This is a genomic window from Azospirillum brasilense, from assembly GCF_008365405.1.
GTDB classification, from domain to species: domain Bacteria; phylum Pseudomonadota; class Alphaproteobacteria; order Azospirillales; family Azospirillaceae; genus Azospirillum; species Azospirillum brasilense_D.
In genome coordinates, this window is record NZ_QOKV01000017.1 from 1 (window position 1) to 11,650 (window position 11,650).

Annotated in this window: 12 protein-coding genes; 3 read left to right on the top strand and 9 right to left on the bottom strand. The window is 71.5% G+C overall.

Annotation, left to right across the window (positions count from 1 at the left end):
- Nucleotides 1-38: 38 nt before the first annotated feature.
- Nucleotides 39-968, top strand: a complete 930-nt coding sequence (locus DS837_RS22375) for an electron transfer flavoprotein subunit alpha/FixB family protein (RefSeq protein ID WP_149166769.1) — start codon at nucleotides 39-41, stop codon at nucleotides 966-968.
- Here DS837_RS22375 and DS837_RS22380 read toward each other — a convergent pair.
- The 3 genes from DS837_RS22380 to DS837_RS22390 are packed head-to-tail and all read right to left on the bottom strand — an operon-like array spanning nucleotide 934 to nucleotide 3,503.
- Entirely contained in the window at nucleotides 934-1,407 is a 474-nt protein-coding gene (locus DS837_RS22380; RefSeq protein ID WP_149166770.1) for an SRPBCC family protein, read from the bottom strand. The genes DS837_RS22375 and DS837_RS22380 overlap by 35 nt on opposite strands.
- Before the next feature lie 10 nt (nucleotides 1,408-1,417).
- The gene (locus tag DS837_RS22385) at nucleotides 1,418-2,254 is read right to left on the bottom strand and encodes a phosphoenolpyruvate hydrolase family protein (protein WP_145626195.1); all 837 of its coding nucleotides are present in this window, start codon (nucleotides 2,252-2,254) and stop codon (nucleotides 1,418-1,420) included.
- Between the two features lie 13 nt (nucleotides 2,255-2,267).
- Nucleotides 2,268-3,503, bottom strand: a complete 1,236-nt coding sequence (locus DS837_RS22390; RefSeq protein WP_149166771.1) for a Tm-1-like ATP-binding domain-containing protein — start codon at nucleotides 3,501-3,503, stop codon at nucleotides 2,268-2,270.
- Nucleotides 3,504-3,608: 105 nt separating this feature from the next.
- Here DS837_RS22390 and DS837_RS22395 point away from each other — a divergent pair, with 105 nt between their 5' ends.
- Complete coding sequence (locus DS837_RS22395) at nucleotides 3,609-5,390, top strand: phosphoenolpyruvate hydrolase family protein (protein WP_170295950.1); 1,782 nt, start codon at nucleotides 3,609-3,611, stop codon at nucleotides 5,388-5,390.
- On the opposite strand, the gene DS837_RS22400 is transcribed toward DS837_RS22395, so the two are convergent.
- Nucleotides 5,372-6,070 carry a phosphoenolpyruvate hydrolase family protein gene (locus DS837_RS22400; protein ID WP_170295951.1) on the bottom strand — a complete coding sequence of 233 codons (699 nt, stop codon included), beginning with the start codon at nucleotides 6,068-6,070 and terminating at the stop codon, nucleotides 5,372-5,374. The two genes, DS837_RS22395 and DS837_RS22400, sit on opposite strands and share 19 nt — an antisense overlap.
- 112 nt (nucleotides 6,071-6,182) lie before the next feature.
- Between DS837_RS22400 and DS837_RS22405 the strand changes: the two genes are divergently transcribed.
- On the top strand, nucleotides 6,183-7,412 hold the full coding sequence (locus tag DS837_RS22405) for an ABC transporter substrate-binding protein (RefSeq protein WP_149166774.1): 1,230 nt from the start codon (nucleotides 6,183-6,185) through the stop codon (nucleotides 7,410-7,412).
- A gap of 34 nt (nucleotides 7,413-7,446) precedes the next feature.
- Here the strand turns inward: DS837_RS22405 and DS837_RS22410 are convergent, their stop codons facing one another.
- The 5 genes from DS837_RS22410 to DS837_RS32420 all read right to left on the bottom strand — a co-directional run bounded on the left by DS837_RS22410 (nucleotide 7,447) and on the right by DS837_RS32420 (nucleotide 11,647).
- Entirely contained in the window at nucleotides 7,447-8,658 is a 1,212-nt protein-coding gene (locus tag DS837_RS22410; RefSeq protein WP_149166775.1) for a YlbE family protein, read from the bottom strand.
- A 171-nt stretch (nucleotides 8,659-8,829) separates the two neighbouring features.
- A complete protein-coding gene (locus DS837_RS22415) occupies nucleotides 8,830-9,315 on the bottom strand; it encodes a MarR family winged helix-turn-helix transcriptional regulator (RefSeq protein ID WP_149166776.1) in 486 nt (161 codons plus the stop codon).
- Between the two features lie 77 nt (nucleotides 9,316-9,392).
- Entirely contained in the window at nucleotides 9,393-9,773 is a 381-nt protein-coding gene (hpxZ, locus tag DS837_RS22420; protein ID WP_149166777.1) for an oxalurate catabolism protein HpxZ, read from the bottom strand.
- Nucleotides 9,770-10,939 (bottom strand): amidase, encoded by a 1,170-nt coding sequence (locus DS837_RS22425; RefSeq protein ID WP_149166778.1) that lies wholly within the window; start codon nucleotides 10,937-10,939, stop codon nucleotides 9,770-9,772. The genes hpxZ and DS837_RS22425 overlap by 4 nt, the downstream gene beginning before the upstream one ends.
- Nucleotides 10,940-11,005: 66 nt before the next feature.
- Complete coding sequence (locus DS837_RS32420; RefSeq protein WP_211102388.1) at nucleotides 11,006-11,647, bottom strand: SRPBCC family protein; 642 nt, start codon at nucleotides 11,645-11,647, stop codon at nucleotides 11,006-11,008.
- Nucleotides 11,648-11,650 lie beyond the last annotated feature (3 nt).

The following is an 11,650-nucleotide window of genomic DNA, read 5'->3' on the forward strand; positions in this document are numbered from 1 at the left end:
GGTCGACAAGCTGAAGAACGAAGCGCGGGTGATTTGACATGTCCATTCTCGTCATCGCCGAACACGACAACGCCGCGCTGAAGCCGGCCACGCTGAACGCGGTCAGCGCCGCCGCCAAGATCGGCGGAGAGATCCACGTTCTGGTCGCCGGCCAGGGCGCGCAGGCCGTCGCCGAGGCCGCCGCCAAGGTCGCCGGCGTGTCCAAGGTGCTGCTGGCTGACGACGCGGCCTACGCCCACCCGCTGCCGGAGAATGTGTCTCCGCTGGTGGTCAATCTCGCCAAGGGCTACGGTCATGTGCTGGCCGCCGCCTCGTCGGAGGGCAAGAACCTGCTGCCGCGCGTCGCCGCCCTGCTCGACGTCGCGGCGATCTCCGACATCACCGGGGTGGTTTCCGCCGACACCTTCGAGCGGCCGATCTACGCCGGCAACGCCATCGCCACGGTGAAGTCCGCCGACCCGATCAAGGTCGTCACGGTGCGCACCACCGCCTTCGAGGCGGCCGCCGCCACGGGCGGCTCAGCCACGGTGGAGAGCATCGCCGGGACGGGCGACGCCGGTTCGGCCAGGTTCGTCGGCCAGGAGCTGACGAAGTCGGAGCGTCCGGAGCTGACCCAGGCCACGATCGTGGTATCGGGCGGCCGCGGCATGCAGTCGGGCGACAACTTCAAGCTGCTGGAAGCGCTGGCCGACACGCTGGGCGCGGCGGTCGGCGCCAGCCGCGCCGCGGTGGACGCCGGCTTCGTGCCGAACGACTACCAAGTCGGCCAGACCGGCAAGATCGTAGCGCCCGAGCTGTACATCGCCGTCGGCATTTCCGGTGCCATCCAGCACCTCGCCGGCATGAAGGACAGCAAGGTCATCGTCGCCATCAACAAGGACGAGGAGGCGCCGATCTTCCAGGTCGCCGACTACGGCCTCGTCGCCGACCTGTTCAAGGCGGTGCCGGAGTTGCAGCAGGCGCTGTAACACCGGCGCCGCACAGCGCCGCCAGCGCCCGGAAACCGGCGGCGAAGGTGTTCCGGCCGACCTGCTCGCGCAGTGTGGGCAGGTCCTCGGGCCGGCAGTCGAAGTCGGCCCACCATTCGCCGAAGGTCCGGTTGCCCTCCGTCACCTCGGTCAGGCGGAAGGTCGCGACGTAGTCGGTGAGCGGCAGCGGGGATTCGAGGATCGTGTAGGTGTAGGAGCGCTCGCGGTCGCTGAAGGACACCAGCTGCTCGCGCAGCCGGCCGCCGGGCGTGAGCCCGAAATTGCGGACGCAGCCGACCGTGTCGCTGCGCAGCCCGTCCTCGATGTGGCTGTCCGCAATGATGGGATGCCAGGCGTGGTGGCCGTTGAAATCCCGCGCCTTGTCCCAGACCTGCCCGACGGGCGCGTCGATGACGGCGCTGACATAGACCCGTGCCATGTTTTCCCCCTCAGCGTTGCTTGGTGATGGCCTTGAACCGGCGCGTCTGTTCGGTCAGCGCGGTTTCCGTGGGCAGGCGTTCCATGCTGGACGCGCCGTAGAAGCCGTGGCAGACGGCGCACGCACCGAGGACGAAGGACGCGTCCTCCGGCGTGGCGATCGGGCCGCCGTGGCACAGCACGATCACGTCCTTGCGCACCCGCAGGGCCGCCTCCGCCCAGGCGTCGATCTTCGGCACGCAATCCTTCAGCGACAGCGCCGTTTCCGCCCCGATGCTGCCGCCGGTGGTCAGGCCGAGGTGGCAGACGATGACGTCGGCCCCGGCCTCGGCCATCGCGACCGCCTCCCCTTCCGAGAAGACGTAGGGCGTGGTCAGCAGGTCCAGCTCATGGGCGGCGCGGATCATGTCCACCTCCAGACCGTAGCTCATGCCGGTCTCCTCCAGATTGGCCCGGAAGACGCCGTCGATCAGCCCCACGGTCGGAAAGTTCTGCACGCCGGAGAAGCCCAGATCGGCCAGCCGCCGCAGGAACTGGTCCTGGATCATGAAGGGATCGGTGCCGTTGACGCCGGCCAGCACCGGGGTGTGTCGCACCACCGGCAGAACCTCGCGCGCCATGTCGACGACGATCTCGTTGGCGTTGCCATAGGCGAGCAGCCCGGCCAGCGAGCCGCGCCCGGCCATGCGGTAGCGGCCGGAATTGTAGATGACGATCAGGTCGATCCCGCCCGCCTCCTCGCATTTGGCGGACAGCCCGGTTCCGGCGCCGCCGCCGACGATGGGTTCGCCGCGGGCCATCATGCCGCGGAACCGGTCGAGGATCTGTTGACGGGGAATGCGGGGCATCGTCGAAGGCTCCTTATGGCGTCGTGCCGTGGCCGGCCGCGGCGATGTCCCGGAAGGACTCGACGAGCGCGGCGGCGAAGGCGGGGTCGTTGATGGTGTGGGGAAGGCGGACCAGCCGGCGCGCGTCCGTCTGTTCGACGGTGTGCTCCAGCGCGTCGAACAGCGCGGCGTCCGCCTCGGGATCGTGGAAGGGCTGTCCCGGCGCGTCGAGCACCGACACGCCCCCTTCGGGGATGAGGAAGCGCACCGGCCCGGTGAAGGCGTTCAGCTTGCGGCCGATCCAGGCGCCCATCGCCCGGTTCTCCTCCGCCGTGGTGCGCATCAGCGTGACCTGCGGGTTGTGCACGTAGAACAGCCGGTCGCGGTAGCGTTCGGGCACGCTGTCGCGCGGGCCGAAATTCACCATGTCCAGTGCGCCGCAGGACCCGACATAGGGGATGCCGGCCCGCGCGATGGCGTCCAGCCGCTCCTCCCCGGCGCTGAAGACGCCGCCCATCAGCAGGTCGCAGACCTCGGTGGTGGTCACGTCCAGCACGCCCGCCAGCAGGCCCGAGGCGACGAGCTTCTCCATCGCCCGCCCGCCGGTGCCGGTGGCATGGAAGACCAGGCAATCGTAGGCGGGGTCGAGCGCCTGGGACACCTGCGTGACGCAGGGCGTCGTCACGCCGAACATGGTGAGGCCCAGCGCCGGCTTGACGTCCGTCTCCGGGATCGCGCGCGCCACCATGCCGGCCATCGCGTGGGCGGCGTTGCCCAGCACGCGGCGCGAAATCCGGTTCAGCCCGGCGACGTCGGTGACCGAGGCCATCATGCAGAGGTCCGTCTCGCCGACGTAGGACGCGACGTTGCCCGACGCGACGGTGGACACGATCAGCTTGGGCGTCCCCACGGGAAGCGTCCGCATGCCCGGCGCGATGATCGCCGTGCCGCCGGAGCCGCCCAGCCCGATCATGCCGGCGACGTCGGTGCGCCGCTCGACGAAGCGCCGGAACGCGTCGGCCATGCGCGACACGGCCAGCCCGCGGTCGTCGGTGCCCAGCACCGCTTCCGCCCCGTCGGGATGGAAGGACGCGACGTCCCGCGCCGAGACGTCGGCGGGGACGGTGGGTGGGCGGGTGCCCACGTCGACCGTCACCGTGCGCAGCCCCTCCACCGCGATCAGGCCCCGCACATAGTCCAACTCGATTCCCTTGGTGTCGTAACAGCCGACGACATAGACCGCCGCCGCGCCTCGCTCCGCATTCGCCATGGCCGGGCCTCCTCCCGTCGTCTTTTCGGAAAGTGTAGCCCGCCCGATGGGGGCGCCAACCGGAGCGTTGCGGCGGAGCGGGTAATCTTGGGTATAATGGTTCGCATGACCCATGACCGGACTCAGCTGCTGGACGATCTGCGGCGGGCCTGCGCGGGCCGGCACACGCTGCTGGTCGGCGCCGCCATCGGCACCGGGCTCGCCGCCCGCGCGGCGGCGCGCGGCGGCGCCGACTTCCTGCTGGCGCTGGCCGCGGGACGCTTCCGCACCATGGGAGCATCATCCATCGCCACCATGCTGGCGCTGCGCGACAGCAACGCCTTCGTCGCCGACTTCGCCTGCTCGGAGATCGTCGGCGCGACGCCGATTCCGGTCTTCTTCGGGGCCAGCGCCTGGGGACTCGCGGAGGAGGAGTTTCCCGCCTTCATGGACCAGCTGCGCGGCTGGGGATTCGCCGGTGTGGTGAATTTCCCGACCGTGTCGCACGTCGACGGGCGCTTCCGCGAGGCGCTGGAGCGCACCGGCCTGGGCTTCGCGCGCGAGGTCCGCCTGCTGGAGGCGGCGCGGGCCGCCGGGCTGGCGACCGTCGGCTATTTCCGGCGCCGGGAGGAGGCGCTGGCGCTCGCCCGGGCGGGGGTGGACCTCTACTGCTTCAACATCGGCTGGAACGCCGGCGGCGCCGTGGGCGTGCCCAGCGGGGAAACGGTGCTGCAGGTCGGCAACCGCGCCCGCGGCCACATCAAGGCGATCCGCACCGCCGACCCCGGCGCGCTGTGCGTGATCGAGGGCGGGCCGATCACCACCCCGCAGGAGATGCACGAGGCCTGCCGCGAGGCGCGGGCCGACGGCTACATCGGCGGCTCGACCATCGACCGCCTGCCCTCGGAAAGCTCGATGGAGGAGATGACCGCCGCCTTCAAGCTGGTCTCCACCCTGCAGCGGCGCATCGACCGGCTGGAGCGCCGCCTCGACCAGACCGGCCGGGGTATGGGGCTGGTGGGCCGCACCGACGCGCTGGTGGAGGCGCGGGCGCGGCTGGAGCATCTCGGCGCCGACGGCGGGCCGGTGTGGGTTGCCGGGCCGGACGGCAGCGGGCGGTCGCTGGTGGCCACTCTGCTGCACGGGCGCGGTCCCCAGCGCCAGCGTCCGCCGATGACCGTCGATGCCCGCCATCTGGACGGCGGGTGGCTGTTCGGGGCGGAGCCGGCGGACGGTGGACGCCGCCGCCTCGGCTGGGTCGAGACCGCGAACGGAACGACCCTGGTGATCGAGAACACGGAGAGCCTGCCTTCCGACACGCAGGCGGAACTTGCCGCCTTCCTGGACCGCGGCAGCTTCCACCGCCAAGGCGGCCAGGACAGCCTGCGCTCCAACGCTCGGATCATCCTGATCGCAACGGCGGGCCTGGAGGCCGCGGCCGGCGCCGGCACGCTCGTGCCCGACCTGGCCCGCCGCCTCGCCCGCCGCGACATCGACCTGCCGCCGCTGAGCGAGCGGCTGGACGACATTCCGCTGCTGGTCGAGCATTTCGCGGCGGCGCTGCGCCCATCGGCGGGTCCCGTGCGCCTGTCGCCGCGGGCGTTCCGGCTGCTCATCGCCCATGACTGGCCGGGCAACCTCCGCGAACTGCGCGCGGTGGTGGAGCAGGCGCTGGACGGCAGCGGCGACGTCATCGAGGCGGAGGCCCTGCCCTCCCTGGACGGCAAGCGCACGGGCCGCCCTCGCCCCGAAGCAGCCGGAGAGCGGTCGCCCAAACAGTCGGAACGGGACTGGATTCTCGACGGCCTGCGGCGGCACCGTTTCCGCCGGGGGGAGACGGCCCGCTTCCTCGGCCTGTCGCGCAAGACGCTCTACAACAAGATGCGCCACTACGGCCTGTTGGAATGACCGGCGCCGGGCGGAAACACCAGCCCGTCGGCCGCCCGCCTCATGACGTCATGATGGTTCTCGAAGCCAGCCGCCCGATAGAGGAGGACGGGACCGCCGCCCTCTCCGCGCAGTTCGGCGGCGACCGCGGCGGCGTTCGCGACCGCCTCGGCGTCGCGTGACGGGTCGCCGGTCGCGGCACCCGGATGCACAACGATGCGCACGGCACCCACCGCCCGCAGGCGATGGCCGATGTCCGCGTCGGCGGCGAAGCCGGTGACGGCGAATCCCGCACGGGCGGCCTGCTCCAGGAACGACACCTCCGGCTCCGCGCCGAGCCCGACGCCGCGCAGCGTCTCCCCGGTTTCCCCATCGAACAGCGCGGTGGTGGGGAAATTGGCGATCGCGCGCACCCCGAACCGGCGCAGGGTCTTCAGGAACGGACCCACCGGCCGGAAGGGGTCGACCGCCAGCACGCCGACGCACACACCCTCCGGCGCGCCGTCCGGCAATTCGGCCAAGGCGGCGAGCAGCCGCCCGTTGCTGTCCTGGACGGGAAGCAGGGCGAGATACTCGGCGCGGTCCGCCGGATGCCCGCCGAAGGCTGGACAGAACAGCCGTTCCCCCAGCCCTTCCGCCTGTTCGGCGGGGGGATGAAGCGTGGAGGTGATTTGTACGTCGAACCGACCGTTTTTCCCCATTTTACCCATGCCCCGGATCGCGCGCCGTTGTGGAATCGACCACGGGGCGGGACGGTATGGCAACGGGTTTCGGTGAAGGCTCGCCGGGACGACGCAAAACAGGGAGGAAGCGATGAAGCGTCAGTTGGGCACCGCGCTGCTGTCCGGGACCGCGCTGCTGCTCGCCGCCATGCTGCCGGCGGCGGCGCAGCAGGGTGCGAAGATCTCGAACGACGTCGTCCGGATCGGGGTGATCACCGACCTGTCCGGGGCCTTCTCCGACCAGAGCGGCCGCGGCTCCATCGCCGCCGCGCAGATGGCGGTGGAGGATTTCGGCGGCACGGTGCTGGGCAAGCCCGTCGAGGTGCTGACGGCCGACCACCAGAACAAGGTGGATGTCGGGTCGGCGATCGTGCGCGAATGGATCGACGCGCAGAACGTCGATCTCATCCAGGACGTGGCGAACTCGGGTCTGGCGCTGGCGGTGGCGGACATCGTCCGCGACAAGAACCGCGTCGCCATCTTCAACGGCCCGTCCGTCACCCGCCTGACCGGCGACAAATGCACGCCCAACACCATCCACTACGCCTACGACGCCTACGCGCTGGCCAAGGGCACCGGGGCGCAGACGATCAAGCAGGGCGGTGACACCTGGTACTTCCTCACCGTCGATTTCGCCTTCGGCCATGGGCTGGAGGAGAACACGGCGAAAATCGTCCAGGAGAACGGCGGCAAGGTCCTGGGCGCGGTGCGCTTCCCGCTGAACAACCTGGATTTCGCCTCCTACGTGACGCAGGCGCAGGCATCGGGGGCCAAGATCGTCGGCCTCGCCACCACCGGGATGGACGCGCGCAACGCCATCAAGGCCGCCGCCGAATTCGGCCTGACCCAGAGCGGGCAGCAGCTCGCCGGCCTCCTGCTGTTCGACACCGACGTCCACGCCCTCGGGCTGGAGGCGACGCAGGGGATGTACCTGACCACCGCCTTCTACTGGGACCGCGACGACGAGACCCGCGCCTTCTCCCGGCGCTTCCACGAGCGGGTGAAGATCATGCCGAACATGGGGCAGGCCGGCGTCTATTCCTCGACGCTCGCCTACCTGAAGGCCATCGAGGCCGCCGGCACCGACGAGGCCGGCCCGGTCATGGAAAAGCTGAAGAGCACGCGGATCAACGACGTGTTCGTGAAGGACGGCTGGGTGCGCGAGGACGGCCGCTTCATGCGCGAGATGTATCTGATGCAGGTGAAGAAGCCCTCGGAGTCCAAATACCCCTGGGACTACTACACCCTGCGCGCCACGATCCCCGCGGAGGAGGCCTTCCGGCCGCTGTCGCAGAGCGATTGCCCCCTCGTGAAGAAGTGATGGGGAATCGCGCCTGAACCGCGGCCCCCGGACGTCAGGCGCGACGGTCGGGGGCGTCTGGGAAACCGGCGCGGCTCAGCGCGTCCACAGCGGCCACCGCCTCGGCATGGCAGGAGGGCGGATGCCAGGCGAGGCCGCGCCCGACGATCCCGTCCTCCCCCGCCGCGTGCAGGGCGGCCAAGCAGACCGGGGGCACCGGGCCGCCCAGCAACACGGTGCGGGCGTCCAGCCCGACGCGCCGCCCGTGGACGGGATGGTCGGCGCAGAGCAGCCGGTCCGCCGCCGCGATGGCCGTCTCGGCCGCCACCCCCAGTTCCGCCCGCAGCAGCGGGGCGGCGTCGAGCGCCAGCGCGCCGAAGCCCAGCGCGTCGATGACGGCGCTGTCCCCGATCGCCGGCAGGCGCGGCCGAGACACACCGCCAGGAGAGCCGATGTCCGGCCCCTGCGGGGCGGCCACCGGCGCGCTCGCCCAGCCCTCGCCCATCATGCCGGACAGGCGCAGCCCGAAGCGCACCCCGTTGCCGCCCGCCGCCGTCACCAGCGCCGACCCCGGCACGCCGTCGGCGGCCAGCATCACCGCCTTGCAGGCGGCCATCCAGGGGTTGAGGAAGAACTGCCCGGCCTCCTTCAGAAAGGCGCAGACCTCACCGGTCCCGCCCAGCCGCGACACCGCCGTCTCGGTCAGCAGCGCCGAGGCCACCCCGACACGTCCGTGCAGCTCGTCCCCCTGCTCCATCGCCTCGCGGGCGATGCCGGACAGCTCCACCGGCCCGATCCCGGCCAGCGCCGGGCCGACTGCACCGTGCAGCAGGCGCAGCCGCTCCACCACCGCGCCGCTGACGATGCCGAAGCGCAGGGCGGGACCGCCGCCCTCGTTGAGCGGGCTGTAGGCGCGGGCGCCGGAGCCGCCGGCATCCTCCACCACATGCAGCCACATCGACCGCGACACGACGGCGGCGAGCGGGGTGACCACGCCGAAATCCTGCGCCGGACGCAGGGTCACGGCGCCGCTGCGCACCAGGGCGCAAGCCTCCTCCACGCCGCCGGCCATGCCTTCGAACAGCAGCACCGCGGCGGCGGCGTTGAGGATCGGCGCGCAGATCTCCGCCGGATCGGCGAAGGGCGGTCCGGCGTGCAGCAGCGTGTGGCGGTCGAGCCCGATCCGCTCCCCGGCGGTTCCGGTCTCCGTCCACACCGGATCGGCGGCCAGCATCCGTTCCACGGCCCGCGCGGTGGCGTCGTTCATCGCGTGTGTCCTTGTTCAACCCCTCTCCCGCCCCGGGAGAGGGTGCCCGCGAAGGCGGGCGGGTGAGGGTCGTGCGAGGATCAAGGCGCCGATCCTTGGCGGCACCCTCACCCTCCCACGCTCGCGCGTGCGTCCCTCCCTCTCCCGGGGCGGGAGAGGGGATGGTTCACCTCACGGCAGATGCAGCGGGGCGCGGCCGTAGCCGTTGCTGGCGTCGACCAGATGCAGCAGGTAGCGCAGGAAGACCGCCCGGTCCTCCTTGCGCAGGGGCGCGATGGTGCGGTCGTGGGCGCGCTGGGCCTTCTTGTCCATGCGGCGCAGCAGTTTCCGCCCCTCCGCGGTGATGGCGGCCAGCTTCATGCGCTTGTCCACCGGGCTGGCCCGGCGCTGGATCAGCCCGCGCTCGGCCAGCCGCGCCAGCACGCCGGCGGTGGTCGTGCGGTCGATGCCGATCTGGGCGCCCAGCGTCACCTGATCCAGGTCGGGCCGATCCACCAGGGCGGTCAGCACGCTGTACTGGACGGGGGTGATGTTGAACTCCGCGCACTCCTCCATGAACATGGCGACGTGGATCTGGTGCAGGCGGCGGATGAGGAATCCGGGACGCTCCGCCAGGACGCGGTACGCCTCTTCGATCAGGGGGTCATCTAAGGTCATCGCGGGCGGTCCGTCGGAGCGGGTTCGGGAAATCGATTGTCAGTGAGGATGGCGGCGGGCCGGAGGATGGGCAACGTCTAGCCCATCAGCGACACATGCGCCGCGACGATCCGCCAACCCTCGGGCATGCGGACCCACGTGTGGCTCTGCCGCCCGACGCGCTCGGTGGAAGGGCGCGTGAATTCGGTGTTGGCGGTCGCCATGTCGCGGCCATAGGTGGTGATGACGGTGTTGCGCAACAGCCGGTCCAGCCCCGCCGCCGGGCGGCCCTGGCGGAAGGCGGCGATCGCCTCGTAGCCGTACAGGTTCTCGCCCACGCCGTAGCGCAGGGTCGTTGGGTGGTTCCAGAACAGCGCGTCCAGGACCGCCACGTCGTTGCCGGTCAGCGCGCGCTCGTAGCGCTCGAAGGCGGCGGTGACCTCGGCCACCACCTCGGGGATGTTGATCTCAAGCGTCATGCGAAGAGGTCCTCGGCGATTGCGAGAAGCGCGGGATCGCTGCCGCGCGGCCCGATCAGCGACAGGCCGAGCGGGCAGCCCTGGAGCCGCGCCGCGGGAATGGAGAGTTGCGGCAGACCGGCCAGACCGGCGGGGCAGAGGATCGCCAGCGCCCGTCCGCGCTCCGCGTCCACCGCCGCCCCCGAGGAGCCGCGCAGCGGCGCGATGCCCGGCGCGCTGGGCAGGACGATCAGCCCGTCCGTCCCCAGCAGGTCGTCCATCCGCCGCCGGATGCCCTCCCGCGTCTGCGCCGCCGCGCGGGCAAGGGCGGGGTCGAGCGTGGCGGCCGCGGCGAAGCGGTCGCGCACCCCCGGCCCGAAGGTCGGTTTCGTCGCCGTGATCCAGGCGCCGTGCGCCGCCCACGCTTCGGCGGCCTGGAGCGTCTGGAAGACCGGACGCCATTGCTCCAGCCCCTCCGGGGCCAGCGTCACGGTGTCCGCGGCCCCGAACCGCCCGCGCAGCCGCTCCACGGCCGGGGCGAGGGCGGCGCGCACCGCCTCACCGGCGATGGCGAAGGCGTCCTCGGCGACCAGCAGGCGGCGGAAGGTCGGAACTTGGGTGGGAGGCAGCAGCACCGCCCCGACGCGGCGGAGCAGCGCCGCCTCCCAGGCGAACCAGCCCACCGTGTCGAAGCTCGGCGCCAGGGGAACCGAACCGTCCAGCGGAACCGCCCCATGGGTGGGCCGGATGCCGTAGAGGCCGCAATAGCTCGCCGGCAGGCGGATCGACCCGCCGGTGTCCGTCCCGATGGCGAAGTCCACCGCCCCGCCGGCCACCGCGGCGGCCGACCCGCTGGAGGAGCCGCCGGGAATGCGGCCGGGCGCCTTCGGGTTCTCCGGGGTGCCGTAATGGGCGTTCTCGCCGGCCAGGCTCCAGGCCAGCTCGTCGGTCAGCGTCTTGCCGGCGACGCGCGCCCCGGCGTCGAGCAGCCGCTGCACGGCGGGCGCGGTCTCCCGCGGGACCTCGTGGGTGCGCAGCCAGTCCGGGTTGCCGGCCCCGGTGGGCAGGCCGGCGATGTGGAACAGGTCCTTCACCGCGAAGCGCAGCCCGGCCAGCGGGCCGTCCGCGGCACCGGCGACCTCGGTCCGGCCGTAGGGGACGAAGGCGTTCAGGGGGTCGTTCGGCATGATGCGGTGGTCAATCTCACGTTCGGAAACGGCACTGCAATCCCCTCTCCCGGGGCGGGAGAGGGATTATCGGGAACGGCTGTGGTTGTCTTGCAGAGAGCGACCGCCGAAGAGGCCACGCAGCCAATCCTTCAACATCACCCACAGCAGATTGCCAGCGTTCAGTTCCTTGGCGGATTCGGGAGCTGGAGCAGACACCGCTTCAACAGACGAAGTCGCCTCAACCACCGCCTCCACCGACGTCTCCGCCACCGGGGCGGTCGCGGCGAGCTTGGCTTCCAGGTTGCGGGCGAACTCGGCGGTCAGGCGGTTGGCGATCTCCTGCACGATGGCGCCGCGGCTGAACTGGGCCAGAACGCCGGTCAGGGTGAAATCGACGGTCAGGTCGATGCGCGTCCCCGCCCCGTCTTCCACGACGGCGAAGGTCACGTCGGCCTTGGCGCGGGAGTTGTTCTTGGGGTCTGTGCCCTGGCCATGGATGACGCCGGTGTGGGTCGCCGCGTCCATCGTCAGCGTGCCCTCGCCCGCGAAGGCGGCGGCGATGGGGCCGAGCTTCACGCGCATCTGCCCGAAGATCCGGTCGCCCTCGCGCGGCTTGGTCAGCGAGGCGCCGGGCATGCAGGCGATCACCTGCTCCACGTCGCCGAGCAGCGGCCAGACGCGGGCGCGCGGGAAATTGACGGCAAGGGTCTGGGTCATGGTCGGCATGGG